Origin of the sequence: Pseudomonas sp. USHLN015, from assembly GCF_037153275.1 — a bacterium.
GTDB lineage: Bacteria > Pseudomonadota > Gammaproteobacteria > Pseudomonadales > Pseudomonadaceae > Metapseudomonas > Metapseudomonas tohonis.
In genome coordinates this window covers 391826-418264 of sequence record NZ_JBBCKP010000002.1, presented here as the reverse complement: position 1 = coordinate 418264, position 26439 = coordinate 391826, and the positions used below count along the sequence as shown (strand labels likewise).

Below are 26439 nucleotides of genomic sequence, written 5' to 3'. Positions count from 1 at the left end.
ACATGAGCGAACTTGCTCAAATCCAGAAGGCCATCGAAGAATCCCAGACCCGAATCCAGGGTCTGTTCGATGCCCAGAAGAAGGAAATCGAATCCAACGGCGCTGTCAGTAAGCAGCTGCAGGACGACCTGGCCAAGGTCAGCGATGAGCTGAAAACCGCCGGTACCCGCCTGTTCGACCTGGAGCAGAAGCTGACCAAGGGTGCCGACGATCCGGCCGTCACCAAGTCGTTCGCCGAACGCACCGCTGAAGACCTGATGAAGGGCTGGGACGGCAAGTCCAGCAAGGTCGACGTCAAGACCTTCCAGAAGGCTATCGGCAGCGGCAGCACTTCTGCTGGCGCCCTGGTGCAGCCGATGGCCATCCCCGGCATCCTGATGCCCGGCCTTCGCCGCCTGACCATCCGCGACCTGCTCGCCCAGGGTCGAATCTCCAGCAACTCGCTGGAGTACGTGCGCGAGAACGTGTTCACCAACAGCGCGGCGCCGGTGGCTGAGGGCGCTCTGAAGCCCGAGTCGAACCTGACCTTCACCAAGGAAACCGCGAACGTGAAGACGATCGCGCACTGGGTGCAGGCCAGCCGCCAGATCATGGACGACGCCCCGGCGCTGGAGTCCTACCTCAACAACCGCCTGCTGTACGGCCTGGCCCTTGCCGAGGAAGCTCAGCTGCTCACCGGCAACGGCACCGGTGACAACCTGCTGGGCCTGAAGCCGGTGGCGGCTGACTACGACACCGCCCTGAACGCCACTGGTGACACCAAGGCTGACCAGATCGCCCACGCGATCTTCCAGGTGTCCGAGTCCGAGTTCGAGGCCAGCGGCATCATCCTCAACCCCCGTGACTGGCACGCCATCGCGCTGCTCAAGGACGACCAGGGCCGCTACATCTTCGGCGGCCCGGCTGCCTTTGCGGCCCGCGTGATGTGGGGCCTGCCGGTTGTGGCCACCAAGGCGCAGCCGCAGGGCCAGTTCACTGTCGGCGCCTTCGATCTGGCTTCCCAGATCTGGGACCGCATGGACGCCACCATCGAGGTCAGCCGCGAGGACCGCGACAACTTCGTGAAGAACATGCTGACCGTTCTCTGCGAGGAGCGCCTGGCGCTGGCTCACTACCGCCCGGCCGCGATCATCGACGGCGCCTTCACCACCCCCACTCCGTAAGGATTGGCGGGACCACCCAACAGCAACGAGGCCGGGGCGGGCAACCGCTCCGGATTGACGCATGGCTACGAAAATCAAAGCGCTGAGGCAGTTCTCTCACTATCACCTCGGGACGGTCGATGCCGACGAGGTGCGCAGTGTTCGCGACGACATCGCCGAAGCCCTGGTGGGCATGGAGTTGGCCGAGGTCGTTGAAGAGCCCAAGGAAGAGAAGAAGCCGAAGGGGTCGAAGTAAATGGTTGCCCTGGAGCTCGTGAAGCAACACCTCCGGGTCGAGCACGGCGAGGAGGACGCGTTGATCCAGGGCTACCTCGACGCAGCCAAGGCGCACGTGGAGAAGTATTGCGACCGCGAGATCGTTGCAGAGCCTACTGATCCCGACGCCCCGCCGATCGACCTGAGCACTCAGATGTTGCTCACCAAGGACGTGGAGCAGGCCATCCTGCTGCTGGTGGGCCACTGGTACAACAACCGGGAAGCGACTGTGTTGGGTGTCTCGACTGCAGCGCTACCCTTCGGCGTTGAAGCGCTGCTCTGGTCACGGAGATCCTTCCGATGAGAGCCGGCGAGATTCGGCACCGCGCCGAGCTACTCGAGCTTGATGGCGACCTGCAAGAGCACTGTCTGGGCAAGGTCTGGGTTGGAATCATCACCCAGGAGAACGCAGCGCCTCCGGCTCCCGCCGGCCTGCGCAACCCGATCCGGGTGGACATCCGGGCCAGGTACAACCCGTCGATCATCATCGGCCGCTACCTGCGCCACGACCAGCGGCTCTTCCACGTGACCAGTGTCCGTGACCCCATCGGTACCCGCGCCGAACTGCGCGTGACCGCCGACGAGCTGATGGGCGCACCTGGTCAGGTGATCCGCCAGCGCCAGGCGCCGAAGTGCTGCCGCGTGTTCCTGGCCTTCGACGTTCCGTACGTCAGCCCCGACAGCGATCAAGGTCCTGTGCTGCGCATCTACGGGGAGGTGGCCCTGATCGAGGCCGGCCGCGTGGAGCAGGACGACATTGTAGTCGTCGGCCGCGATCGCTACTGCGTCCTGTGGCTGGCTGCTGACAGCGACGACGGCGTGGTGCGCGGCCTCTGGCTGGAGAAGGTGTCATGAAGCTGTCCGTCACCCTGGTCGGCGAGGAGATGGCGCGGGCCAGGCTGGCCGCCATTGGCAAGGCCGTCGAACCGATCATTCGCGGAGCGCTGAACACCACCGCCACCAGGACCCGGCGTGACATCTACCTGAAGCCGATCGCGGCATTCATCGCTGACGCCGAGGTCCGCCAGCGGCTGGCCATCAAACGTGCCAACAGCCGCCGGCTGAACGCCAGAATCATCCCGTCCAGCTCCGGCGTGGACGTGATCCGCTACAAGTCCTGGGGCTTCGACGCCATTGACGCCACCCGCGCCCGGGTATGGGTGGCGGGGCTGAACGGGAAGAAGGTCGCCGCCGGCTTCGTCAACCCGTCCAGTGGCAGCAAGCAGCCGCTGTCCACGCGCAGCAGCAAGGCCCGGAAGATCGGGCCGAAGACCAAGAACCCGCAGATCACCAGCTACGAATACGCCCGCGCGCTGCAGAACGCCCAGGCCGTGAGCGTCGCCTACTGGTTCAAGCAGCTGACCGACACCAGCTCAATCCGCTGGGTGAACGCCTTCCTGCAGCAAGAGTTCGAGCGGCGCATCCGACGCGAAATCGACCGTGCCGCCAGAGGATCGAAATGAGCAAAGCCAGCGAGATCACCAGGCAGGTGAAGGAGCGCCTCGAGCAGATCGGCCAGTCCCGGGGCTACAGCATGGATGTGAAGGCCGTCTTCACCGGTAGCGACAACGGCAAGGAAAAACAGGCCCCGCCCTACCTGGTGCTGCGCGTCCTGCAGGACCGGCGCACCAGTACGGCCGGCACCCAGGCGACGCGCCTGCGCACCTACCAGATTGAGGTGGTGTTCAACAGCAGCGCCGACGACAGCCTGCTGGACGATGCCGGCGTCGACATCCTGCGCGCCCTGGGCTTCGGCCAGGACGATTGGGACGAGCGCTTGCCAGGCCTCGTCGATGACGACGACTCGATGGAATACACCTACCGCGCCGCCCAGGGCGTGGCCACTCGATCGCTCTTCGTCACCGTGGGCGTGATCTACGCCGAAACCTACAACTGACGGCCACAGGCCAGGAGATTGACCCATGCTCAACACCCAACTTTTCCGTGGGCCGTGCTTCGTCGCACCCTACCCGAGCTGGAACCTGCAGGAGCTGTTCAAGCTGCAGAATATGACGGCCGAGCCGACCACCACCGAGATCACCATCCCGGACCCGACCCGTATCGGCCTGCCGACCCTGGACTCCGTGACCTCCACCAGCCAGATCGTGCTGAGCGGCGAGGCGGTTTCCTTCAGCGCCGAGGCTGCTGCCATCGTGCTCTATGGCTCCGTCGAGTCCGTGCCCAGCGGCACCGTGACCGATGAGGCGCACGACGCCCGCATCGACCGCGTGATCAAGCTGGACAAGCTGACGCTGGACGTAACCGAAGTCACCGACTCCGCTGGCACCACCACCTACGCCCGCAACATCGACTATTCCGTCCTGCCCGGCGGCGTGCGCATCCTGCCCGGCGGTGAGCTGGCGGCAGACATCGCGGCGGTGAGCGGCACCGACAAGAAGCTGCCCATCCTGATCAGCTACACCCACCCGACCGTGGACCTGATCAAGCCCTTCGTGGAAGGTCAGAAGTTCTACCGCCTGATGGTCGGCCAGAAGAACGAGGGCGGCGATGGCAACATCCGCCGCATCCAGTGCTTCTACGCGAAGATCGCGCTGAACGGCGGTATCCCCCTGAACCAGGGCGCCGAGTTCGGAACCGTGCCGATCCAGATCACCCTCCTGGCCGACCCCGCCATCTTCGACGCGAACGAAGCGGCGATGTGGCAGTGGGAGGTCGAGCGCAAGGCCTGACCGGTGGCGGGAATGCATCTCAAGGGATACATTCCCAGCCATCTGCCACCCAAGGAGGGAAGCCCTGTGCGTCTCTGGATCATCGCTGCAGCCCTGGCATGCAGCACCGCGGCCCATGCCGCTACCGTCGTGAAGTGCACCGACGCCGCTGGCAAGGTGACCTTTGCGCAGAATGTGTGCCCCGGCGACACCCAGGGCGGCGAGGTCGAAGTCAAGTCGGCCGCTCGCCCGAGCGGCGAGGGCCCGGCTGTGAAGCTGGCTGACCCGAGCAAGACCTACGTGGCGCCCAAGCCCAAGCCGAAGCCCAAGGCTCCCGAGCCGGAGATCGTCTACAAGGAGGTTCCGGTGGAAGTGCCGGTGCCGGTGTATATCAAGCCGTGCATGAAAAAAGTGATGGTCCCTTACAGCTACACGGAAGTGGGCAAAGATGGAAAACGGCGAGGTGTCGCAGGCGCCAGGGAAGTCATGGTCCCGTGTAACCAGAAATAGCCACCAGAATCACCAACTAAACCCGCTTCGGCGGGTTTTTTTATGGGAGCTCGCATGAGCGACATCCAGATCCTTTTCCCTGAGCCGGTCCCGGTTACGGTAGGGCGCAAGAAGGTTCGCATCCTGCCGGTGCGCATGCGCCACTTCGAGGCTTTTGGCCAGGCAGCCTCCGACCTGTTCGTGATGCTGGGCAAATTCACCAACGAGGAGATCTACAGCTACGCCAAGAAGACCGGCGGTCTGAAGGTCATCCTGCTGCACTGCACCACCCTCAGCCGGTGGCGCCTGTCCCGGCTGCCGGCCGCTGTGGCCGTCGAGCTGATGATCCACGTCGTCATGGCGAACTCCAGTTTTTTCGGACGGGCCCTGGTGAAGGCACAGCAGTTCGTGGCTGGGCAGACGTCGCCCAGCAACTGATCGGCGCCGGCCACCCCTGGGCCAGCATCCAGGAATACACCCTCCCGCAAATCGAAGCCTTCTGCACGGCCATCGCCACCGATGACCGCCAAGCCGCGCACCTGGCACTGATTGTCGCCCGGGGCGCCCAGGCCGACCGCAAGGGCTTCGAGGCGGTCCTCAAGGAACTCAAGTCATGACCGGCAAGATCACCACCCAGCTTGTCATCGACGGCAAGAACAACTCGAAGAAGGCGTTCGACGAGGCCGAGGGCCAGGTCAAGAGCCTGACCAAGGCCGCGAAGGCAGCCGGCGCGGCGCTGGCCGGAGCGATTGCGAGCGCCGCGATCGTCGACTACGTGCGCAGCAGCATCGACGCCGTGGACATCACTGGCGAACTGGCCGAGCGCGCCAACATGGCGGCCGGCGAGTTCGCGGGCCTGCAGTACGCGGCGAAGTTCGCCAGCATTGAGGGCGAGGCCCTATCGGCCACGCTGTCCAAGTTCAATGCCAACATCGTCGCCGCCGCCAACGGCTCCAAGAAGCAGGCGGCCGCCTTCGACCAACTGGGCGTCGGCCTGCGCAACCAGGACGGCATCCTGAAGGGCACCAACCAGCTGCTGCTCGAGGTCGCTGACAAGCTGGCCGCGCTGCCCAACGGCGCCCAGAAGTCGGCGCTGGCCATGGATGTCTTCGGCAAGTCCGGAGCCAAGCTGCTGCCGCTGCTCAACCGCGGCGCCTCCGGCATCCAGGCGCTGATCGACGAGGCCAAGGAGCTGGGCCTGGTGCTGGACGACCAGGCCTATGCCGACGCCGGGCAGTTCAACGACACCCTCGATGTGCTGGCTTCCTCGTCCGAGGCGGCGGGGCAACGAGTGGCGGTGAACCTGCTGCCGGCCTTGAACGACGTGGCCGGCTACCTGCTGACCTTCTCCAAGGACAGCCGCAAAGCGGCCGAGTCGGCGGGCGTGCTCGGCACTGGGCTGAAGCTGCTGACCAGCGTCTGGATCGTCCTGGCCGGCGCCTTCAAGCAAGCTGGAGGGGTGCTGGGCGCGGTGTTCGCCGCTGCCGTGCAGGCGCTCCAGGGCAACTTCGAGGGCGCCGCCAACACCATCAAGGATGGAGTCTCTGACATCGGCGAGAACATCGGCCAGACCAAGGGCGAACTCACCAGCCTCTGGAATGGCGAGTACGGCGAGCAGGCCATGGCCGACCGCGCCCAGGCTGCCGCCGACCAGTTCGACGCCGCCGTGTCCGGCATGGGCGAGTCCGCCGGCGAAGCGCAGCAGCACGCCGACGACCTGACAGCGATCCAGAAGCAGCTGCTGAACGATTCCAAGGCCTACCTGGCCGAGCAGGTGAAGCAGGAGAGCAAGGCCACCGCTGACCTGGAGAAGGCGAAGAAGGCCCAGCTCGACACCGCCAAGCGCTACAGGGACGCCCTGGCCAAGGTCAACGCTGGACCCGCGGGCGAGGCGAGCTTCGGCCAGGCCAATGCGCTGAAGGTCGCCGCGCGCGATGCGCTGTCGTCCAACGACCTCCAGGGCGCCAAGACCAAGGCCCAGGCTGCGCTCGATGTGCTGCAGAAGATCCAGGAGGAGGGCGGCAATACATACGGCTTCGCCGGGATCATCAAGGAGCTCCAGGCGATCGAGGAGTCGGCGGACAAGATCAAGCTGGACAAGGCCCAGAAGTCCGTCGACGAGGCGAAGGCCTCGGTCAAGGAGCTGAAGGCCGAGATCGCCGATGTCACCAACGTGAAGGTGACCATCAACCTCCCGGACGAGGAGGTGAACGCGATCATGGAGAAATTCAAGAAGCTGGGCGAGAGCATCGGCCAGAGCCTGACCGTCACCCCGAAGATCAACGCCCCGACCACCGCGGGCGGGACATCGGTTCCTATCCAGGCCAACGCCCAAGGCGGCCACATTCGCGGCCCTGGTACCGGGACCAGCGACAGCATCCTGTCGTGGCTCTCGAATGGGGAGTTCGTCGTCAAGGCTGCGGCCGTGCAGAAGTACGGCGTCGGCATGCTCTCCGCGCTCAACGGTATGAGCCTCCCGCGCTTCGCCACGGGCGGCCTGGTCGGCACCGCTGCCGCGGTGAGCGGGGGAGGGGTGGGCAGCCTCGGCACCGTGATCATCCAGTTCCCTGACGGCACCAGTCACAGGCTGTACGCCGATCAACCAACCATCGAAGGGCTCGGCGCCCGCAACGAAGCCCGCAAGTTCGGCGATAGAGGGGTCAGCTGATGGAAGTGAAACTCGGCGGCCTGGCCATCACCCCGCTCGCCAGCGGCGGCTTCCCGGAGCAGAGCTACCAGTCGGCCGGCGACGGCGTAACGGAGGACCGCCGCACCGGCGGCACCCTGGTCAAGATGGTGCACTTCCGCAAGACGGTCATCACCATCAGCGGCGCGGGCCTGATGGGCCTTGGCTTCGACGGCCTCAACTTCGACGAGCCGCTGGAGCTGCTCTGCACAAAGCCGCGCTACCTGATCCCGCTGACGCTGGAAGGGGTCATCCCGGGGCAGATACGTCCGGACGTGGCGCCCTGGGCGCTGGCCCGAATAGGGAACCGCGAGGTCCCGACCGCGATCACGATGACCGGCAACAACTTCGAAATCACGCCCAAGGCAGGCGCCACCAGCTACAAGGTCGGCTGGATGCCGCGCTTCATGGTCAGTTGCGAGCCGCCCGAGGAGGCGCTGCGCGCGGGCCAGTTCCCCTACGCCTGGTCGTTCGACGCCAGGGAGGTCTAATGCAGATCAACGGAATCACGCTGAACGGGGCAACCCTGAACGGCGGGGCCCAGCTCGTCCCAGGAATTGTCACCTGCGAGGTCGAGCCGGCCTTCTCCATCCTCTGGAGCGTGCAGCTGCTGCTAAACGGCGTCGACGCGACCGAGTACCTGACAGGCACCATCCGCATCGAGCGCGAGGAGTTCGCGCGCTGCATCGCCGACTTCAGCCTGCTGCTGGACGCCGGCTCCGTGAACCCCGACAGCTACATCGGCCAGGACGTGGAGATCCACTTCATCCACCACCAGGCGGACGCGGATGTGCAGGTGCTGCGCTTTCGCGGGAAGGTCGAGCGCCCGCGCTTCAGCCTGCAGACCCGGATACTGGCCTGCGAGTGCAGCGACCGCCTCAACGAGGTGGTGGAGCCGATGCCGATCGATCAGATCGACGCCATGGTGGGCGGGCTGTGGTCGCCGGACGTGTTCGAGCCAACCGAGGGCCGGTCCCGCTGGACCTACGCCAAGGAGCGCCTGAGCACCCTGCCGGTGAGCTTCCAGCGCTCGGTCGAGGGGCAGCTGCAGGTCACGCCATGGGCGGCCACCAGCACTCCGCACTGGCTGATCGGCCCCGACACGGCGATCTTCCAGAGCATCGACTACCTGCCGGTAGAGCTGTCCGAGCGAATCAACGTCGTCGAGATCGAGGCGGACTACCGCTTCATCCGTCTGCGCGAGCGGCACCAGGCTTTCACCTGGAAGCATCCAGACATCGTCGGGGACTCCATCGAAACGGGGTTCTGTGTGTGGCGGCACGACTCCAGCCAGGTGCCGACCATTCAGATGATCAAGGACGCCAGTGAGGGCGGCGGTTTCACCGCCATCCTGGACGGCGCTTACTGGCTGCGCCTACCTGAGAGCGGCGTTTATTGCGATCCACCTGCAGGCTGGCGAAACGAGTACCCGGATCTGATTCTGCGTGCCAGCTGGACCAGCGCTATTCGTTGGGCTCAGCGGGTAACCGAGCAGTACACACTGCGCCTCGAGGCGCCTGCCAGCGTCGCTCAGGCCGGCCAAGTCATCACCCGAGACCGCATTGCGATGGACACGGAGAGCGACCAGGAGCAGACCTTCCTCAATGCCACCTACACCTCGCCAGAGCCTGGCGCTGTGCAGGACTCCCTCGGCGATTACGTGGTGGATATCCGCAATGAGGAGCGCCGCCAGCTCGGTCTCAGCACCATCCTGGCGATGGGCAGGGTCTCGATTCTCAGCGCGCACCGCGGCAACCGGTTCGCCTTCACGCTACCAACAGCTGAGGCGGTTGGCATTCGCCTCGAGCACACCGTGCGCATCGAGGACCAGGTGCTGGGCCACCCCATCAGCTGCCAGGCGAAGGTGGTCAACATCATCGACGAGTGGGACCTGAAGAGCGGCCGCTGCTACACAAACTTCCAGTTGGCGGTCAGCCAGGGCGGTAGCAGTGAGACTGACCCGCTGACACCGCCGGCCACGCCGAACAGCACCCCGCCCGGAGAGCCCTGGCCGTTGATAGATCTTCCCACCCAACTTGGGGGGCGTAACGAGAGCCCGATCTACGACCATGCGCTCAACGGGTTCAGCGGTAACTACGACGAGACGGATCTCGACATCAACCCGGGCCTCGAACTCTTTCCCTACAACTTCCGCTTCGAAGTTGGAGAGATACCAGCGGATCACATGGACGAGTTCCCGGTGGAAGCCACCAAGACCTACCGCGTCAGCGTCCCCACCGATCACTTGGAGCTGTAACCCATGACCCTTGCAGACGAGCGCCGCGCCATCGCGGATGGCATGGCAGCTTCGCGCGCTTCGACTTCTGAGGCGTCGCGCGCAGCCACCTCCGAGGCTTCCCGGAACTCTTCCCGCCAGGCGATCGCCGCCGGCCGGGCCCAGTCATCCGAAGCGGCACGCCGCGCGGTTGGCCGGAGCCTCGAGGAGCAGCGCCGCGGCAAGACCCTCCCGGACGACCTGAACTCGCTCAAGCCGCCGGAGCGGAAGGGCAAGAATCTGGCGCCGCGGGAGAAAACTGGAGGCCGTTCAGCAACGCGTGGATTCGGGTACTGGGACCCCTCAACGCCGAGTTCCGGCGGAGCCGGTGGAGGCATCGCCAGCCCGCTGACCGAGCAGACCAAGGTAGTTGAAGGCATCACGGTCCCGGATCGGGACTACTACGGCACACGCATGCTCACCAGCTCGGACGGGATCTTCACGCTCGAGGTGATGCCAATCAAAACGCTGCGGCTGAAGGATGACGCCGAGGCCGACGCGGTGATCTTCCTTGCGGAGCCGCCGGCATGATGAATGTCAAAGGGGTGCTGACCGACAAGGTCAACGTGTGGGGCTGGCCCTGGCACGGCCTGATCCGTCCAGCGTCCAACCCCAGCCAGGGCGAGATCGTGCTGCCCAACGGCGAGACGCGCGAGCACCCGCTCACCGGCAGCACGAACTACCGTATCCACGTCCCCGGGACGCCGCTGACCTGGCGCACGCCGGAGCAGGCGGCCGAGGACGAAGCAGCAGGGCGGCAATGGTGGAACGAGGCGATCCTGAGCGGCACGGCGCTCTACGGGCAGGGCCTGGGCGGCTGGCTCTACTGCTCGCCGGACGGCACGCGCTGGATCATCGACCTGGATGGTGCGCAGGCAAAGCGCATGGGCGAGTTCGGCAAGCCCCCGCAGACCAAGGCCATAACGGTGACCTGGCCGGCGGATAACGGGCAGAGCACCCCGAGCCTGGATTTCGGCGAAGGAGAGCTGCCCTACAACCAATGGCCGGTGCCAATCGACATCAGCAGCGACGGCCGTAAGGCCATCCTAATGCTGTATGTGCGTGATGCGGCCTACGGCCCGCTCGAACGGCCCATGCCGGTGGGGTTCCTGCTGGTTGAGGTCACCGGCGGCGCCGCTACGCCGTTCGCCGCCAACATCACCGTGCTCTACACCCGGGCCGAGACGCTGGGCACCTCGGGCTATGAGTCTGATCTGGTGGTGGAATATGGCACTTCAGGCCCTATATCCGCCCAAGGCACCGAAACCCGGGAGATCATCGATCGGATCTGGGCGGCCTGGTTCAACGAGTCCGGCCTGCCGATTCCGTGCCTGCTGTACCGGCGCGAGGAGGCCGAGCAGCATATGACCGTCGACGGTGGCACGAAGCGCTCCAGGTTCCTCTGGCAATTGAAGGTCGACAGCACGCTGGCCTGCGAGGTGGACCTGGCCAGCCTGTTCAACGAGTCGCCGCCGGGGACCATCACAGCCTTTGGCACCCTCAACGGGGAGACGATCTACAGCCAGACCTTCTCCGGCGAGGAGTCGCCGGTGGACGCAGTCGGGCCGCTGACCCTGCGCGAACGCCTGATGCCCCGCGACTCCATCGGCGGCGTCCTGGCTGGCGATCATGCGGACATCGTGGCGTTCTCCAACAACCTGATCGGGCTCTACGTGAGCCTGCAGGAGACGGGGGCGCCCCAGACAGTGCACCGCTACATCGGCGCTGCCTGCCCGACTACTCCGCTCGGCCCGCTGGTCATGGACGAGAGCCACCAGGCAGCGATCGTCACGTTCCCCGACCGCAACAAGTTGTATGGGCCCAGGCCCTACTGCGCCTGGAACCCTGTAACTCACATCGCCTCCGCCTTGTCGGCGGGGATCGTAGGATGGATCTGATGGCCAAACCCCAGTTCGTGAACAACTGGACTGCGTCGCTGCAGGCCGAGCTGGCGAGCGACGCCACCAGCATGATTATCGAGACCGACCGCGCCGCGCTTCTCACTGGGCTGGCCGTGGGCGACTACTACATGGCGACCCTGATGGGCGTCGATGTGTCGGGCCAGGAAAACGCCTGGGAGATCGTGAAGATCACCGCCAACGCATCGGGCGTGCTGACCATCGCCCGCGCCCAGGAAGGCACCGCCGCCAGGCTCTGGCCGGCCGGCACGGTCGTGAGCGGCCGCGTGACTGCTGGTCTGCTCGCTCTGCTCCGTGACGCCGGCGGTGGCACGGGGCCTGGTGGTGGAATCGAGGAGGTGAACGACGATGGCCGCCTCCACATGCGGCGCTTCGAGGAGTGGGTGGCGGTGCCGGTGTTCGAGATCCCGGAGGACGCCTGGACCGACAGCGTCCCGGTGAGCTTCACGAACTCGACGCAGTTCCTGACCGCGAACACGGTCTACCTGGTGCCGTTCGTGCCTCCGCACGACATGACCGTCGACCAAGTGTCGATGATTATCACCACCGCGGCGGCCTCCAGCGTGATCACCATGCGGATCTACGAGTCGGATGCTGCTGGCTGGCCGGGCGCTGGCATTTCCGGGTCGCTAGGCAGCGTATCGGCTGCATCCACGGGCCAGGCCACCGTGACCCTGGATGTTCCAGCGGTCCTGGTTGGAGGGCGCCGCTACTGGCTGGCCGCTCACCCGAACGGCTCTCCGTTCGTTCGCGCCGCCTCGGTGGGAACTCCTGTGATGGGCGTTTCAGCTGACGGCAACAGCCGCTACACGCTGCTGCAGCGGTCCATCAGCTGGTCCACCGGCGCGCCCGATACCTGGGAATTCCTGCGCTCTGACCTGGCCGCCGCCAACCCGCCGCTCTTCCGCCTGCACCGCGCCGCCGGCGCCTGACACCCCTGACACAAGGAGTAGCCAGCATGACGCCGGCCCGCCTAGACCTGCCCATCATTCCGGGCGCCACCCTGCAGCAGCCGCTCCTGCTGATGCAGCCGACCTACACCTACAAGACGATCACGGCGATCCAGACGACCGCGCCGCTGAAGATGACGGTGCCTGGCCATGGCCTGCCCGGGGAGTGGATGACCTGGGCCGAAGGCATCCAGCAGGGTCAGGGGCTGAACCTGGACAAGGCCACCACTGTGGGCCGCATGACCCGGGTGGTCGACGCCGACACGGTCGAGTTCAACGACATCAATGGGCAGCAGCTGAAAGCAAGCGGCGGCGTGCTGGTGTACCAGCTCCCCGTCGACCTGACCGGCATGGGGGCCCGAGTCGAGATCAGAGGGGAGGGCGCCCCGCCTATCGTCCTCACGCTCGGCGATGGCCTGACCGTAACCGGTCTGGGGCAGCTTCTGATTGTGCTCACCACCGAGCAAACCGCCGCTATCACCTGGACGCGCGGCGAGTGGGACCTGGACCTCACCTACACCGACGGCCGCGTGGAGCGCTGGCTGCGCGGCGAAGTGGTCGTCAGCAGCGGGGGAGGGTGCTGCCATGGCTGACACCCCGCCAGCTGTAGTGGTGGCGCAGCCGGTGGTGATCGTCACCGAGCCTCGGCGAGCCCCGGTCGCGGTTGTTGCTACCGGGCCGCAAGGGCCATCCGGCCGTGACGGCGCCCCGGGCGGAACGACCTTCCAGTGGGATCAGGCCATCGCCCTGGCGGTGTGGACGGTCCCCCACAACCTGCAGCGCTTCCCCAGCGTCACCGTCGTCGACTCCGCCGGCCGCAAAGTCGAGCCGGACATCACCTACATCGACCAGGACATCGTCCAGATCACCCACGGGCGGCCGGAGACCGGAAGCGCCTATTTCAACTAGGAGCACCCATGAAATTTACCAACACGATTGACGCGAACGGGTTCAAGGTCACCGGCATGGCCGACGGCACGAACCCGCAGGACGCGGTCACCAAGGCCCAGCTCGACGCCGCAGTCCAAGGCTATGCCTGGAAGACGCCCGTCCGCGCGGCTACCACGGCGAACATCACGCTGTCCGGCGCCCAGACCATCGACGGCGTCAGCGTCGTGGCTGGTGACCGGGTTCTGGTGAAGAACCAGACCGCAGGGTCGGGCAACGGCATCTACGTTGCGGCCTCCGGCTCCTGGTCGCGCTCTACCGACATGGACACTGCCGCCGAGGCGCTGGGCGCTGCTGTGTTCGTCAGCGAAGGCACGACCCAGGGCAATCAGGTCTGGCTGATGACCACCGATGCCCCGATCACCATTGGCACCACTGCCTTGGTGTGGACCCAGGTCGGCGCCGGCACGAGCTACACCGCCGGGACTGGCATCTCGATCTCAGGCGGCGTCATCGCCGTCGACACCTCGGTTGTACCTCGCAAAGCCTCCGCAACCATCGGTGATGGCACGGCCACCACCATCACCGTCACCCACAACCTGAACACCCAGGACGTGGTGGTGAGCGTGCGCGAAACAGCAACCAATGCCGGTGTGATCACGGACTGGGTCGCCAACACCGCCAACACAGTGCAGCTGACCTTCGGTACGGCCCCAACCTCCGGGCAGTACCGGGCCACGGTGATCGGCTGATGAAGCACGTCGGCAGGAGTACTGATCCCAAGGACATCGCGCGCCAAGATCAGGTGACCCCTATGCTGGTCCGCCAGACGATCTACTCGACTGCTGGATCGTCGACCACCTGGACCCGTGCGGCCGGCACTACTCGCATTGAGGTCGAGGTCTGGGGAGGTGGCGCAGCTGGCGGCAACGGCGCCAACGGGGGCACCTCGTCGTTCGGATCCATCAGCTGCACTGGCGGCCAGGCTGGCAGCGGCGGCTATGGCGGTGCTGGCGGGACTGCGTCCGGTGGGCAACTGAACATGACTGGCGGCGCTGGTTCTGGGGTGGATGTCAATGGTTATGGCTCCCCTGGAGGGTCTGCCCCTCGCGGCGGATCTGGTGGCCTCAGTCGTGCTGGCGGAGGAACCGCGGGCGGCCAACCTGGAGGAGGTGGTGGGGCAGCCGCAAACGGTCTTCAATCTGGAGGGTCAGGCGCCTACGCGTTCTCTTCAATTGCGGCCCCAGCCTCTGCATCAGTGGTTGTTGGCTCGGGCGGGGCAACGTCCGGCGGTGGTAACGACGGCGGCGCTGGAATGGTGATCGTCAGGGAGTACCTGTCATGAGGGCTCGGATCGAGAACGGCATTGTCATGGAGACGGCCAGCTACGACCCCTGGCCCGAGTTCAACCCGTCGCTGCTCTGGGTGGAGTGCCCGGACTGGGTGGGCCAGGGGTGCCGCTACGAGGATGGGGAGTTTCGCCCTGTCGTAGTTGATGAAGTCGCGGTGAGGGCGCAGTGGCTGTCGAAAAATAATCTGGCCTATGAATCAGCAACAACTGCGCTCACGGCTAACTATCCTCAGCTGGAGAAGGACACCTGGCCGACACAGGACGAGGAGTCCAAAGCCTGGGTGGCCGACCCGGAAGGAGCACCTACACCCTGGATCGACCTGGCGGCCAGCGAGCGCGGGCTGGCGCGTGAGGAATACCTGCGCCGCACGCTAGTGAAATCGCGGCAGTTCAAGGTGCTGAGCGCGTTCCTGACGGGCCGCCGGCAGCGATACGAGGACCAGATCAAGGCCGGCGCCACGCCGGCGCTCGACTACGAGCTCACCCTCGAGGTGTTGCTCCAGCTACAGCAGATTGCCACGGATGGCATGAGCCGCCCGGTGGCCGAACTGAGGACGGTGCTATGAGCGTGCAACTGGCGATGTTCAAAGGGAAGGGACAGATCGGTAACGCGGTCATCCGCTGGTGGACCGGGTCCCGCTATTCGCACTGTGAGCTCGTGGTGGATGGCCTCTGCTACTCCAGCTCCGTAATGGACAAGGGCGTGCGCTGCAAGGCCATCGGGCCTGATGACGACCAGATCAGCCTGGATGTCCGCCTCTGGGACATCTTCGATCTACCCTGGGCCGATGAGAATCGAATCAAGGATTACTTCGCGAAGACCGACTCCGACCAGTACGGGTGGCCATCGCTGATCCTGTCGCAGATGCTGAACCGGAACCAGTCGATCAAGCACGCACAGTTCTGCTCTGAATGGTGTGCGGCCGCCCTCGGTCTGCCGGCACCGTCGAGTCTCAGTCCGAGCACCATCGATCAGTGGTGCAAGTACCTGAACCTGGTTCTAGGACCGGGACAGATCAATCCGCAGGCCTGCGCCGCCTGACACAGCCCCGCCAAGTGCGGGGCTTTTCGTTTCTGGAGAACACCATGGATCTACAACAGGTCCGCCGGGAGATCATCGCCCCGGCGTTTTTGCTGCTGCCTGACCGGATGGCGGGCAAGAAGGCTGAGGTGATGCTGCTGGCCATCGGGCTGCAGGAGAGCCGCTTCCTCCACCGCCGGCAGATCAACGGGCCGGCGCGGAGCTTCTGGCAGGGGGAGAAGGGCGGGGGCATGGTCCACGGCGTCCCGCGCCACGTAGCCACTATGCGCACTGCGGCGAAGGTGCTCGAGGCCCGGGGCGTACCTCCGACCGATGACGCCATCTATGCCGCTATCGAGACCGACGACATCCTGGCCTGCTGCCTGGCGCGCCTGCTGCTGATCACTGACCCCATGGCCTTGCCGGAGATCGGGGCGCCGCGAGCGGCATGGGAGATGTACCTGCGCACCTGGCGACCCGGGAAGCCGCACCCTGATACCTGGCCCGCGCTCTACCGGCAGGCCGTGGAGGCGGTGCAGTGACCGCCCAGCAGGTCCGCCTGCTGGCGTTCGTGGTCGCCGGCGCCATAGCGGCGGGTGCCGGGGCTCTGGTGAACGGCTGGCGCTGGGAGGCAAGGCTGGCCACCGCCAACCAGGTGCACGCCAACACCCTGGCCGAGATCGACCGCGCCACGGCGAGGAAGCTGCAGGCGCAGCAGGAACAGCAGGCGGACCTGCAGCGCCGCCTGGAACTCACCGAACAACAGCACTATCAGGAGCTGGCACATGCCCAGGAGAACACTGATCGGCTGCGCGCTGATCTCGCTGCTGACCGTCAGCGGCTGCTCGTCAAAGTCCGAGGTCCGGCCAGTTGCAGTGGAGTGCCCGCCGCCCCCGGCGCCGCCGGCGTGGATGATGGAGCCCGTTACGCCGAACTTCACCCAGCGACTGCAGCAGATCTTGCCGCCCTCGCCGGAGATGCAGACCGCTGCGCCTTGAGGCTGAAGGGGCTGCAGGCGTGGGTAATCGAGTTGCGAAAAGAGGGAAAATAGTTGCCCAGAACGGGCGGGGATGGCTGTCTAATTCTAAGTACCGCTATCCCGATTTATGCGGTCTCTAGGAGCCCTATCTCGGGACTTAGAATTAGACAGCCGAATGCGGAAACGCAGATTAATAAAGGCTCGGAACTCTCAAATCACCATACTGCTGCATCATCGGCGTGTGGTCGGAGAGGTCCTGGGTATCTTTGGCCATCGGTCAGCGCATCTGTCTTGAAAGTGGGGCGGCAAGGACGTTCGGCAGGAGGGCGAAGATGCCCGGCCTTGCGCGCAAAAGGCGCTAGTGTACGGTATCCCGCTTGCCCGCTTTAACCCCGGAGTGCACATGTCCGATATCGATTCACGACTGACCGAACTGGCCGCGCGCCTCGGTGAGCAACTACGCCTCATCGATGCCCAGGTGACAACCGCCGAATCCTGCACGGGGGGCGGCATTGCCGAAGCGATCACCCGTATCCCCGGGAGCTCGGCCTGGTTCGAGGCGGGCTACATCACCTATTCCAATGCCCAGAAGTCCCGCCAGCTGGGGGTTGCGCAGGAGCTGTTCGGTCGCGTCGGCGCGGTCAGTCGCGAAGTCGTCGAAGCCATGGCCCAGGGCGCCCAGGCGGCCAGCGGTGCGCGTTTCGCGGTGGCGGTCAGCGGCGTCGCTGGGCCGGATGGCGGTTCGCTGGAGAAACCGGTCGGCACCGTCTGGCTGGCCTGGGCCGATGGTGGTTCCATCCAGTCGTGCCGCTGCCAGTTCGAGGGTGATCGCCAGTCGGTCCGCCAGCAGACGGTGGCCAAGGCCCTGGATGGGATGATCCGACTAGCTGCAGGAGAAAAAGCGTCCGAGGGGTAGGCGCGCGACTTGCCCTATGGAATAATACTGGCTACTTATACAGTTGTTGGTGGCCGTCAGGCCCTCTTGATTAGCGAGGACTTCAATGGACGAGAACAAGAAGCGTGCTTTGGCGGCTGCCCTGGGCCAGATCGAGAAACAGTTCGGCAAGGGCGCCGTAATGCGCATGGGTGATCACGATCGCCAGGCCATTCCGGCCATCTCCACCGGCTCCCTCGGCCTGGATATCGCGCTCGGCATCGGTGGCCTGCCCAAGGGCCGTATCGTGGAAATATACGGTCCGGAATCCTCGGGCAAGACCACCATGACCCTGTCCGTGATCGCTGAAGCCCAGAAGGCGGGTGCCACTTGCGCATTCGTCGACGCCGAGCACGCGCTGGACCCCGACTACGCCGGCAAACTGGGCGTGAATGTCGATGACCTGCTGGTTTCCCAGCCGGATACCGGCGAGCAGGCACTGGAGATCACCGACATGCTGGTGCGTTCCAATGCCGTCGACGTGATCATCGTCGACTCCGTGGCCGCCCTGGTGCCCAAGGCCGAGATCGAAGGCGAGATGGGTGATTCCCACGTCGGCCTGCAGGCCCGCCTGATGTCCCAGGCGTTGCGCAAGATCACCGGCAACATCAAGAACGCCAACTGCCTGGTCATCTTCATCAACCAGATCCGCATGAAGATCGGCGTGATGTTCGGCAGCCCGGAAACCACCACCGGTGGTAACGCGCTGAAGTTCTACGCCTCCGTCCGCCTCGACATCCGTCGTATCGGCGCGGTGAAAGAGGGCGAGGAAGTTGTGGGCAGCGAGACCCGCGTCAAGGTCGTGAAGAACAAGGTCGCTCCGCCGTTCCGTCAGGCCGAGTTCCAGATTCTTTATGGCAAGGGCATCTACCGCAACGGCGAGATCATCGACCTCGGCGTGCAGCAGGGCATCCTGGAGAAGTCCGGTGCCTGGTACAGCTACCAGGGCAACAAGATCGGCCAGGGCAAGGCCAATTCCGCCAAGTACCTGGAAGACAACCCTGAAGTAGGCAAGGCCATCGAGAAGCTGATCCGCGAGCAGTTGCTCAATCGTGATGCCATCAAGGGCGAGTCCGCTGCCACCAGCGAAGTCGCCGAAACCGAAGCCGACTTCTAAACCCCGTGCCCATCGTGCTCGATAGCCCCGCCGCTGTGCGGCGGGCCGCCATGGACCTCCTGGCGCGACGAGAACATGGGCGGGTCGAGTTGACGCGCAAGCTGCGTCAACGGGGGGCTCTTCCCGAACTGATCGACAGCGCCCTCGACCGCCTTGCGGACGAGGGCCTGCTCGATGAGTCCCGTTACCTGGAAAGCTTCGTGGCCAGCCGTGCCCGTGCAGGCTATGGGCCGCAGCGCATTCGTGAAGATCTCGCTCAGCGTGGCCTGGCCAGGGATGGAATCGAGGCCGCCCTGCGCGAGGCGGATGTCGATTGGGGCAGTCATCTGCGTGACGTCTGGTTGCGCAAGTTCGGCGGCGAACGACCTGCCGATGCTCGTGAGCGTGCCAAGCAGGGCCGCTATCTCGCCTACCGTGGTTATTCCATGGACATGATCAGCCGCCTGCTGCGCGGCGCATCCCTCGACGACTGATTGCCCGCCACTCGGGCCATGCGCGTTCGCGCATGGCCGTCGGATTGGGGCTCAGGCGTGCGTTGCCCAGTGCTGCGGTTCGTTGATGAAGTCGATCAGTTCGCGCAGGCGCCCGTGGTCGCGTCCGTTGAAGGTGAACGCCAGGCGGATGAGATCGCAGAACTCCGGTTCGTCCTTCTCCGACTCGCAATGGGGCCTTTGCTCGAAGCTGCCTTGCAGGCACAGGTCCGCGAAGGTTTCTCGGATTTCCGCCAGCGCAGGTTCGGTCAGGCCGTGATTCATGCGGATCAGGAAGCTGCCCTTTAGCCAGCGGCTGGAGTGGTAGTTGCCGTAGAAGCGCGCAATTTCATCGGCAGCTTCTTCGGCGCTGTGGACCAGCCGCATCAGCTTCATGTCGGTGGGCAGGATGTAGCGGTTCTGCTCCAGCTGGCGATGGAGGAAATCCAGCGCCTCCTTCCAGTAGCTGCCGTTCGGCTCATCGAGCAGCACGATCGGCACCAGCGGGCTCTTGCCGGTCTGAACCAGGGTCATCACTTCCAGGGCCTCGTCGAGGGTGCCGAAGCCGCCCGGGCAAAGCACCAGCGCATCCGCCTCCTTGACGAAGAACAGCTTGCGCACGAAGAAGAAGTGGAACGACAGCAGGTTATCCGTGCCGTCCACCGTGGCGTTGGCGTGCTGTTCGAAGGGGAGCGTGATGTTGAGTCCGAGGCTGTTCTCCAACCCCGCACCTTCGTGTGCGGCGGCCATGATGCCGCCGCCGGCCCCGGTGATCACCATCAGGTCGAGCTTGGCCAGTTCCCTACCCAGTTGGCGCGCAAGGTCGTAGATGGGGTGTTCGACCGGCGTACGTGCCGAGCCGAACACGGTGACCTTGCGGCGCCGCTTGAACTGTTCGAGGACGCTGAAGGCGTGCTCCATCTCGCGGAGCGTCTGCAGCATGATCTTGGCGTCCCAGCGGTTGCGGTCGGCCTGGGCCATGCGCACCACGGTGATCACCATTTCCCGGTACAGCGCGAGGTTGCGGCTGTCGCCCGGGACCGTGAGGTTGACCAGTTCGTCGACCTTCTGGTTGAGGTCGATCCCGCTGGTCTGGAAGTGTCTCGACAGGTAGTCGTCCGGTTCGTAAGGCATAGCGTTCTCCTTGCTCATCAACTGCATCGCGATCCTCGAGCCACCATTGCCGGCGGGCGAATCGCGTCGAGCGTCATCGACGTCACAGGCGCATCCGCGCGCCCTGCGAGCGCTGGAATACAGCTTGCTTCAGCCCCCGGTCGTTTGCCAGCGGGCGTCCGTCGATACCAGAAGCATAGGAGCGCAATTGTTTCGCCGCGGCTATCGGTCGCGCTTGTCGGAATCTGTCGGCGCCGCCCTTTGCAGCGGTGGAGATGTGCCATGCCTCGCCTAACCTGCAGGTATCGGCAAGCCGAGGACAAGGGAGGTTCGGGCCAGCGGATCGGTCCGTGCCGTCTAGGGATATACGGAGGGAGGGGCAGGCATGCCCAAGTTGAGTCTGGAGATCGACCTCGAGCTGTATCGCATGTTGCAACAGGCCGCCTACACCAATGGCCTCAGTCTGGAGGAGGAATGCCAGCGACGCCTGGACGGCGGCCTGCGGCGCTCGCGCTATATGGAAGCATTGCTGGCGGAGCTGCGCGCCGATGACGAGCAGCGACGCGCCGCCGAAGACTGAGCGCCGGGCCTACTTGGCCGGTGCGGTGCTCAGGCCGCAATCGGAGGCGGTGAAGCGCTCGTTGCTGATCGGGCGATTGGTCTTGTACTCGCTGAACTCGTAGCGCAGTGCTGCGCCGCGTGCCAGCAACTGGCGATAGCCGTTGTTGCGGCACACGCTGTTGGCCAGTTGTGCGCGCATGGAGTCCGGATTGGCGCGCATCTGCGCCGCGTGGGCCTCGCGCACGCTGAGGTGGTTCACGAGTTCTGCCCCCGAGACGGTGTAACCCTGGTCCAGGATGTCCTCGTTGATCGCGCGCGGCGTCCCGACGCTGCTTTCCTCGGCCACTTTTTCCAGCATTTTGGTCAGCTCGAAGTCCTTCAGCGAGGCAGCCTGGACAGTGAAGGGCAGGGCGAGTACGAGGGCGATTGCGAGGGGGCGTGACATGAAAATCTCCAACGGTTGGCAGCCTTTGACCCGAGGTCGGCGCCGGTGTTCAGCGGCGACCTGAAATCGTCCGGCGTTATCGTCGGCGCATCCTGAACAAGCGCGGCTGGCAGATCAAGAGGCAATCGATCCGCCCCCGCAGACCCCGCCTCGCCTGGTTTCTTCCTCATGTAGCGGTGTGCATCCAACCCTTGTGGCGATCGCCGCGAAATCCACCGCTTGAATCAATTGCCGCCTGGCCGGTCTGTCCCTTCAGGGGCGGATGGCGACTGGCCAGCCAACGCGCTCCTTTCCCGATTCTTCGCGCCGTCGCGCGTAGCGGCGAAATGATGGCCGCCGCGAGCCCGCTGCGAGGAGCGAGTCCCGGCCGGCGGGACGATCGGTAACACGCATGCCAACGCTCGGTGGATCGCCCGGCCGCTTTGGCTGGGCGTACCGCGTAACGCCTTGTCGGATAAGCGAAACGGCGATTTCGGCCAGCCTTTTGGAGACCCCGCCCCGAGGTGTTACCGCACCGCGCGACCTGGCGGGTCACCACGACTAAAGGTCGGGGATAGCGTGGAAAACACGGACTGTCACAAAAAAGCGGACGTCCCCCGGCGTCCCAGTGAGGTTGGCCTGCCAAACCCCGGAAACACTTGCGTGCCGGCCAAAGAGGAAAGCTGCTTCAACGGTGCCGAGAGGCTCCGTCAAAAAAGTTGGGAGTCGAGAACAATGACAATAACTCGTCCTGCCGGCTGGCTCACCGCGTTCTGCGGCGGCAGTCTGGTGCTTACATTCACCCCCCCGGTCCTGGCGTCCGGGTATCACTTCGGTTCGCAATCCGTCTCTGCCCAGGGCACCGCCCATGCCAATGGCGCGGAAGCCGCCGATCCCTCGGTGATCTTCTACAACCCCGCCGGGCTCGCCCGCCTCAAGGGCACCCAGATGACCAGCGGGCTGAGCATCCTGCTCCCCAAGGGCGAATACGAGGACAAGGGTTCGACCGACGTGTTCGGCAACCCCACCGGCACGGGTGATGGCGATGCCGGTTCCTACCTGCCGGACGCCGCCGCGGCGCCGAACTTCTACTTCTCCAAGCAGATCAACGACCAGGTCACGGTCGGGCTGGGGATCTTCGTGCCCTATGGCGCCAAGCTGGATTACGAAGAGGACTGGAGCGGCCGCTACGGCATCCAGTCGGCGAGCCTGGAGACGGTCAACTTCAACCCCAGCATCGCCTACCGCTTCAACGAGCATCACAGCATCGGCTTCGGTGTCTCGGCCCAGTACATCAAGTCGATCCAGCGTGGCGCGGCCGATGTGAAGGGGGCTTCACGGCAGTTGGCCGGGCAGTTCGTCGCCGCCAACCAGGATGTAACCGAACTGGCCGCGTCGCCTCTCGGGCAGTTCGCGATCCCGCTGCTCTATGGCGTCAACGTGCCCACCGAAATCAGTAGCTGCGACGGGCAGACAGGCGACTCCTTCGTGGATTGCGTGGCCTCCAACTTCGCTGACAACGTCCAGGGCGACGGCTATTTCCGCGCCAAGGGCGATGACTGGGGCTTCGGCTGGAACATCGGGTACCTGTGGGAGCCGACCGAATTCACCCGCTTCGGCATCTCCTACCGTTCCCACATCAAGCACACCCTGGAAGGTGAGTCGAAGTGGAGCTTCGCCGGTGTCCAGGGGGCCGTGCCTTCTCCGACGACCGACCTGAGCGGCGGGATCGACCTCGGGATCATCACGCTGCCGCCGCAGGACGCGCTGGAGCAGGTGCTCGATCCTGCCAACTGGATCAACCCCGGCGACTTCGCCGCCACCCGCTTGCACCCCAACTCCAACGCCAGCACCTCGATCGACACCCCCGAGTCGCTGTCCATCAACGCCTTCCATCAGCTCAACGACAAGGTCGCGCTGATGGCCGACGTGACCTGGACCCGCCACTCGCGCCTGGGCACCATCGGCGTGGGGCTCGACCAGGTTGCCGGTTACCCCTACTTCAATGGCGTCACCGAGGGCGACCTCAGCGTCAAGCAGGACTGGAACGACACCTACAAGATCTCCCTGGGGATGAACTACCAGTACAGCGACGACCTGCTGCTGCGCACCGGTGTCGCCTACGACAAGAGCCCGGTCAGCGGCTCCACCACCCGCCACCCGGGCTTCCCCGACGCGGATCGCTACTGGCTGTCCTTCGGCGCCAACTACAAGCTGTTCAAGGACACCTCGGTGGACCTCGCCTACAGCTTCGTGCAGTTCGACACCGGCAAGATGGACTACACCGACAACTGCTCCCCGGCCGGCTGGGTGCCCGGCAGCGGCGGCCTGTATGTCGACAGCGGCGTGCGCTGCACCGGCAACGGTGGCAACTACAAGGGCGAGTACAAGACCCAGATCCACTTCATCGGCCTGGCACTCAACCACACCTTCTGAGGCGAGGGGTGACGGAAGGGCGGCGGCGGCCGCCCTTTTCCGTGGCGGCGCAGGTAAACTGCGCGGCATTCCCCCGACCTTCAGGAGCCCGCCATGCCAGGCCCGGAAACCGCCCTGCCGCTCGCCCAGCAACGTCGCCCCGTGCGTGTCGCCACCGTGCAGTGGGCGCTCGGCCAGAGCAGCGAGCTGCCGGCCCTGCTGGAGGCCCTGGAACACACGGTGGCGACCCTCGCCGGCTATGGCGTCGAGCTGGCGGTGTTCCCCGAGTTCTTCCACGTCAACCTGCTCAAGGGCGCGCGCTTCGCCCAGGGCCCGGCGCAGATGCGCAAGCTCGCCGAGTACACCGAGCCGCTGCTGGCCGCGTTCTCGCGCCTGGCCCAGCGCTACCGGGTCAACCTCTGCCCGGGCAGCCTGCCGCTGGAGGAGGGCGGGCGCATGCTCAACATGAGCTGGCTGTGCCACCGCGATGGCAGCCAGGACCGCCAGCCCAAGCTGCACATCACCCCCAACGAGCGTGAGGCCTGGGGGCTCGAGGGTGGCAACAGCCTGCAGGTGTTCGACAGCGACGTGGGCCGCGTCGGCATCCTCGTCTGCTACGACGTGGAGTTCCCCGAGCTGCCCCGTCTGCTGCGCGAGCAGGGGCTGGAGATACTCCTCGTGCCGTTCTGGACCGACACCCGCCACGGCTACCTGCGTGTGCGCCTCTGTGCCCAGGCGCGGGCGGTGGAGAACGAGTGCTACGTCGCCATCGCCGGCGGCGTTGGCCTGTTGCGCGGGGTGGACAACGTCGACACCCAGTACAGCCAGTCGGCGATCTTCAGCCCGGCCGACCTGCCATTCCCGCCCGATGCCGTACTGGCCCAGGCGGATGCCAATATCGAATCCTTCGCGATCGCCGACCTGGATCTCGCCCGCCTCGCGCAACTGCGCGAGGCGGGCGCCGTGCGTAACGGCCAGGACCGGCGTCGCGATCTCTATCAGTTGTCCTGGACCGCTATCCGATGAGTCACGCCGTTTCCCGCCTGCGCGCCGAGCTGCTGGCGCGCAGTACCCGCCCCTTTGTCGCCCGTGGTGCCCGCTCGCCACGCTGCCCGGGTTGCCGGGTGATCGCCCCCTACTGTTTCTGCACCCTGCGCCCACAGGTGGAGGCCCGCTCCGGCATGTGCCTGTTCATGTACTACTCGGAGCCGATGAAACCCAGCAACACCGGCTGGCTGATCGCCGACACAGTGGCCGACACCAGTGCCTTCAGTTGGTCACGCACCGAAGTCGACCCGGCGATCATCACCTTGCTCGACGACCCGCAATGGCAGCCGTACCTGGTATTCCCCGGGGAGTACGTCGAGCCGCAGTCGCGGGTGGTCAGTGATGTGCAGGTGGAGGAGGGCAAGCGCCCGCTGTTCATCCTGCTCGACGCCACCTGGAACGAAGCCCGCAAGATGTTCCGCAAGAGTCCCTACCTGGATCGCTTCCCGGTGCTCAGCCTGCAGCCGGAGCAGATCTCCCGCTACCGCCTGCGCCGCTCCAACCGCGACGAGCACCTGTGCACCGCGGAAGTGGCCGCGCTGTGCCTGGAGCTGGCCGGCGACGAACGCGCCGCGGGGGCGCTCAATGCCTACCTGGATGTCTTCACCGAGCACTACATCGGCGCCAAGCGTGCCTTGCCGCTGGACCTCGCCAGCCCTGCGCACCAGGCGCTCGTGCCCTATCTCTGAGCGGGCGCAGCCTCCGCGCGCTCGGCCGCGACCTTCGGTTGCGGCCAGAGCTGCGCCACCAGCATGCCGACGAACATCAGCCCGCAGCCCAGGTAGCCACGGGCATGCAGCGACTCGTCCAGCAGCAGGGCGCCGGCGATGGCGGCGAAGACCGCCTCCAGGGAGAGGATGATCGCCGCGTGGGAGGCGATCGCGTGTTTCTGTGCCACCACCTGCAGGGTGTAGCCGATGGCCACGGCAATGACGCCGCCGTAGAGGATCGCCGGGCCGGCGGTGAGGATGGCGTCGAGGCGGATCTCCTCCAGCAACAGCGCCAGCACCATGCTGATCACCGCGCAGGTGATGAACTGCAGGATGGCCAGGCGGATCGGGTCGTAGCGGCTGGCGAAGAAGCCCACCAGCAGTACATGCACGCCCCAGACGAAGGCGCCGGCCAGCTGCAGCCAGTCTCCCGAGGCGACCTGGAAGCCGTCACCGACGCTGAGCAGGAACATTCCGGCCACCGCCATCGCGGCGCCCAGCCAGGTACCCGTACCGGTGCGGTGCCCCAGCAGCAGCCCGAGCAGCGGCACGATGATCACGTACAGCCCGGTGATGAAGCCCGAGTTGGTCACGCTGGTGAACAGCAGGCCGACCTGCTGCAGGTTGATGCCCAGCGACAGGGCCAGGCCCATGAGCACGCCGCCCAGCAGCATGCCCCGGTTCAGTGGCGCTTTCGGTGCCGGGCGTGGCAGCAGGAACAGCAGTGGCAGCAGCACCAGGGCGCCGAGGGTGAAGCGCAGGCCTGTATAGAGGAAGGGCCCGACGGCATCCATGCCCAGCCGTTGGGCGACGAATGCGGCACCCCAGATGGCGGCGGTGATCAGCATCAGGATATCGGCGCGCAGGGCATGGCTTCGCATGGTGATTCTCGACGGGCAAAGGCGCAGACTTTGCCGTAAAGATGCCTGCTTGACCACCCCGTTGCGGGTCGGCATGCTGGGCGCCGCTTTACGGCCAACCCGTAAGCATTCAGGGCTTGGCA

32 protein-coding genes are annotated in these 26439 nt (G+C 65.4%); 29 read left to right on the top strand and 3 right to left on the bottom strand.

Annotation, left to right across the window (positions count from 1 at the left end; genetic code table 11):
* Nucleotides 1-2 precede the first annotated feature (2 nt).
* The 25 genes from WFQ67_RS05130 to recX all read left to right on the top strand — a co-directional run bounded on the left by WFQ67_RS05130 (nucleotide 3) and on the right by recX (nucleotide 19169).
* The gene (locus tag WFQ67_RS05130) at nucleotides 3-1163 is read left to right on the top strand and encodes a phage major capsid protein (RefSeq protein WP_337056303.1); all 1161 of its coding nucleotides are present in this window, start codon (nucleotides 3-5) and stop codon (nucleotides 1161-1163) included.
* Nucleotides 1164-1224: 61 nt separating this feature from the next.
* Nucleotides 1225-1398 carry a hypothetical protein gene (locus WFQ67_RS05125; RefSeq protein ID WP_337056302.1) on the top strand — a complete coding sequence of 58 codons (174 nt, stop codon included), beginning with the start codon at nucleotides 1225-1227 and terminating at the stop codon, nucleotides 1396-1398.
* Entirely contained in the window at nucleotides 1399-1722 is a 324-nt protein-coding gene (locus WFQ67_RS05120) for a head-tail connector protein (RefSeq protein ID WP_337056301.1), read from the top strand.
* The gene (locus WFQ67_RS05115; RefSeq protein WP_337056300.1) at nucleotides 1719-2273 is read left to right on the top strand and encodes a hypothetical protein; all 555 of its coding nucleotides are present in this window, start codon (nucleotides 1719-1721) and stop codon (nucleotides 2271-2273) included. The genes WFQ67_RS05120 and WFQ67_RS05115 overlap by 4 nt, the downstream gene beginning before the upstream one ends.
* The gene (locus tag WFQ67_RS05110; protein WP_337056299.1) at nucleotides 2270-2881 is read left to right on the top strand and encodes a hypothetical protein; all 612 of its coding nucleotides are present in this window, start codon (nucleotides 2270-2272) and stop codon (nucleotides 2879-2881) included. The genes WFQ67_RS05115 and WFQ67_RS05110 overlap by 4 nt, the downstream gene beginning before the upstream one ends.
* Complete coding sequence (locus WFQ67_RS05105; protein WP_337056298.1) at nucleotides 2878-3315, top strand: hypothetical protein; 438 nt, start codon at nucleotides 2878-2880, stop codon at nucleotides 3313-3315. The genes WFQ67_RS05110 and WFQ67_RS05105 overlap by 4 nt, the downstream gene beginning before the upstream one ends.
* A 25-nt stretch (nucleotides 3316-3340) precedes the next feature.
* On the top strand, nucleotides 3341-4108 hold the full coding sequence (locus WFQ67_RS05100) for a hypothetical protein (protein ID WP_337056297.1): 768 nt from the start codon (nucleotides 3341-3343) through the stop codon (nucleotides 4106-4108).
* 66 nt (nucleotides 4109-4174) lie between these two features.
* The gene (locus tag WFQ67_RS05095; RefSeq protein WP_337056296.1) at nucleotides 4175-4597 is read left to right on the top strand and encodes a DUF4124 domain-containing protein; all 423 of its coding nucleotides are present in this window, start codon (nucleotides 4175-4177) and stop codon (nucleotides 4595-4597) included.
* A 54-nt stretch (nucleotides 4598-4651) separates the two neighbouring features.
* On the top strand, nucleotides 4652-5014 hold the full coding sequence (locus tag WFQ67_RS05090; RefSeq protein WP_337056295.1) for a hypothetical protein: 363 nt from the start codon (nucleotides 4652-4654) through the stop codon (nucleotides 5012-5014).
* Between the two features lie 175 nt (nucleotides 5015-5189).
* The gene (locus WFQ67_RS05085; protein WP_337056294.1) at nucleotides 5190-7244 is read left to right on the top strand and encodes a hypothetical protein; all 2055 of its coding nucleotides are present in this window, start codon (nucleotides 5190-5192) and stop codon (nucleotides 7242-7244) included.
* Nucleotides 7244-7753 carry a hypothetical protein gene (locus WFQ67_RS05080; RefSeq protein ID WP_337056293.1) on the top strand — a complete coding sequence of 170 codons (510 nt, stop codon included), beginning with the start codon at nucleotides 7244-7246 and terminating at the stop codon, nucleotides 7751-7753. Before WFQ67_RS05085 ends, WFQ67_RS05080 begins: the two co-directional genes overlap by 1 nt.
* Entirely contained in the window at nucleotides 7753-9519 is a 1767-nt protein-coding gene (locus WFQ67_RS05075) for a hypothetical protein (RefSeq protein ID WP_337056292.1), read from the top strand. Before WFQ67_RS05080 ends, WFQ67_RS05075 begins: the two co-directional genes overlap by 1 nt.
* A 3-nt stretch (nucleotides 9520-9522) precedes the next feature.
* Nucleotides 9523-10068, top strand: coding sequence for a hypothetical protein (locus WFQ67_RS05070; RefSeq protein WP_337056291.1), 546 nt, complete (start codon nucleotides 9523-9525; stop codon nucleotides 10066-10068).
* Nucleotides 10065-11435, top strand: a complete 1371-nt coding sequence (locus WFQ67_RS05065; protein WP_337056290.1) for a hypothetical protein — start codon at nucleotides 10065-10067, stop codon at nucleotides 11433-11435. The genes WFQ67_RS05070 and WFQ67_RS05065 overlap by 4 nt, the downstream gene beginning before the upstream one ends.
* Nucleotides 11426-12388, top strand: a complete 963-nt coding sequence (locus WFQ67_RS05060; protein WP_337056289.1) for a hypothetical protein — start codon at nucleotides 11426-11428, stop codon at nucleotides 12386-12388. The genes WFQ67_RS05065 and WFQ67_RS05060 overlap by 10 nt, the downstream gene beginning before the upstream one ends.
* Before the next feature lie 26 nt (nucleotides 12389-12414).
* Nucleotides 12415-12999 carry a hypothetical protein gene (locus tag WFQ67_RS05055; RefSeq protein ID WP_337056288.1) on the top strand — a complete coding sequence of 195 codons (585 nt, stop codon included), beginning with the start codon at nucleotides 12415-12417 and terminating at the stop codon, nucleotides 12997-12999.
* A complete protein-coding gene (locus WFQ67_RS05050) occupies nucleotides 12992-13315 on the top strand; it encodes a hypothetical protein (RefSeq protein WP_337056287.1) in 324 nt (107 codons plus the stop codon). The genes WFQ67_RS05055 and WFQ67_RS05050 overlap by 8 nt, the downstream gene beginning before the upstream one ends.
* An 8-nt stretch (nucleotides 13316-13323) precedes the next feature.
* The gene (locus WFQ67_RS05045; protein ID WP_337056286.1) at nucleotides 13324-14046 is read left to right on the top strand and encodes a head decoration protein; all 723 of its coding nucleotides are present in this window, start codon (nucleotides 13324-13326) and stop codon (nucleotides 14044-14046) included.
* Nucleotides 14047-14635: 589 nt separating this feature from the next.
* Nucleotides 14636-15211: a hypothetical protein gene (locus WFQ67_RS05040; protein ID WP_337056285.1), complete on the top strand. Its 576-nt coding sequence runs from the start codon at nucleotides 14636-14638 to the stop codon at nucleotides 15209-15211.
* On the top strand, nucleotides 15208-15687 hold the full coding sequence (locus WFQ67_RS05035; protein WP_337056284.1) for a hypothetical protein: 480 nt from the start codon (nucleotides 15208-15210) through the stop codon (nucleotides 15685-15687). The genes WFQ67_RS05040 and WFQ67_RS05035 overlap by 4 nt, the downstream gene beginning before the upstream one ends.
* A 44-nt stretch (nucleotides 15688-15731) precedes the next feature.
* Nucleotides 15732-16208 (top strand): hypothetical protein, encoded by a 477-nt coding sequence (locus WFQ67_RS05030; protein WP_337056283.1) that lies wholly within the window; start codon nucleotides 15732-15734, stop codon nucleotides 16206-16208.
* Nucleotides 16205-16717 (top strand): lysis system i-spanin subunit Rz, encoded by a 513-nt coding sequence (locus WFQ67_RS05025; RefSeq protein WP_337056282.1) that lies wholly within the window; start codon nucleotides 16205-16207, stop codon nucleotides 16715-16717. Before WFQ67_RS05030 ends, WFQ67_RS05025 begins: the two co-directional genes overlap by 4 nt.
* A gap of 331 nt (nucleotides 16718-17048) precedes the next feature.
* Complete coding sequence (locus tag WFQ67_RS05020) at nucleotides 17049-17561, top strand: CinA family protein (RefSeq protein ID WP_337056281.1); 513 nt, start codon at nucleotides 17049-17051, stop codon at nucleotides 17559-17561.
* Nucleotides 17562-17646: 85 nt separating this feature from the next.
* Nucleotides 17647-18696, top strand: coding sequence for a recombinase RecA (gene recA, locus WFQ67_RS05015; RefSeq protein WP_111261759.1), 1050 nt, complete (start codon nucleotides 17647-17649; stop codon nucleotides 18694-18696).
* 5 nt (nucleotides 18697-18701) lie between these two features.
* Entirely contained in the window at nucleotides 18702-19169 is a 468-nt protein-coding gene (recX, locus tag WFQ67_RS05010; protein WP_173171771.1) for a recombination regulator RecX, read from the top strand.
* Between the two features lie 51 nt (nucleotides 19170-19220).
* On the opposite strand, the gene WFQ67_RS05005 is transcribed toward recX, so the two are convergent.
* Nucleotides 19221-20300, bottom strand: a complete 1080-nt coding sequence (locus WFQ67_RS05005; RefSeq protein ID WP_263150858.1) for a TIGR00730 family Rossman fold protein — start codon at nucleotides 20298-20300, stop codon at nucleotides 19221-19223.
* A 364-nt stretch (nucleotides 20301-20664) separates the two neighbouring features.
* Between WFQ67_RS05005 and WFQ67_RS05000 the strand changes: the two genes are divergently transcribed.
* The gene (locus WFQ67_RS05000) at nucleotides 20665-20859 is read left to right on the top strand and encodes a hypothetical protein (protein ID WP_111261756.1); all 195 of its coding nucleotides are present in this window, start codon (nucleotides 20665-20667) and stop codon (nucleotides 20857-20859) included.
* A 9-nt stretch (nucleotides 20860-20868) separates the two neighbouring features.
* Here the strand turns inward: WFQ67_RS05000 and WFQ67_RS04995 are convergent, their stop codons facing one another.
* Nucleotides 20869-21285, bottom strand: a complete 417-nt coding sequence (locus WFQ67_RS04995) for a quorum-sensing-regulated virulence factor family protein (protein WP_173171775.1) — start codon at nucleotides 21283-21285, stop codon at nucleotides 20869-20871.
* Between the two features lie 714 nt (nucleotides 21286-21999).
* On the opposite strand from WFQ67_RS04995, the gene WFQ67_RS04990 reads away from it, so the two are divergent.
* The 3 genes from WFQ67_RS04990 (at nucleotide 22000) to WFQ67_RS04980 (ending at nucleotide 25415) form a co-directional block, all read left to right on the top strand.
* On the top strand, nucleotides 22000-23700 hold the full coding sequence (locus tag WFQ67_RS04990; RefSeq protein WP_173171777.1) for an OmpP1/FadL family transporter: 1701 nt from the start codon (nucleotides 22000-22002) through the stop codon (nucleotides 23698-23700).
* A 93-nt stretch (nucleotides 23701-23793) separates the two neighbouring features.
* A complete protein-coding gene (locus tag WFQ67_RS04985) occupies nucleotides 23794-24705 on the top strand; it encodes a carbon-nitrogen hydrolase family protein (protein ID WP_213625895.1) in 912 nt (303 codons plus the stop codon).
* Complete coding sequence (locus tag WFQ67_RS04980; RefSeq protein WP_213625894.1) at nucleotides 24702-25415, top strand: tRNA-uridine aminocarboxypropyltransferase; 714 nt, start codon at nucleotides 24702-24704, stop codon at nucleotides 25413-25415. Before WFQ67_RS04985 ends, WFQ67_RS04980 begins: the two co-directional genes overlap by 4 nt.
* Here WFQ67_RS04980 and WFQ67_RS04975 read toward each other — a convergent pair.
* A complete protein-coding gene (locus WFQ67_RS04975; RefSeq protein WP_397468685.1) occupies nucleotides 25406-26392 on the bottom strand; it encodes a DMT family transporter in 987 nt (328 codons plus the stop codon). The genes WFQ67_RS04980 and WFQ67_RS04975 overlap by 10 nt on opposite strands.
* Between the last annotated feature and the right edge of the window lie 47 nt (nucleotides 26393-26439).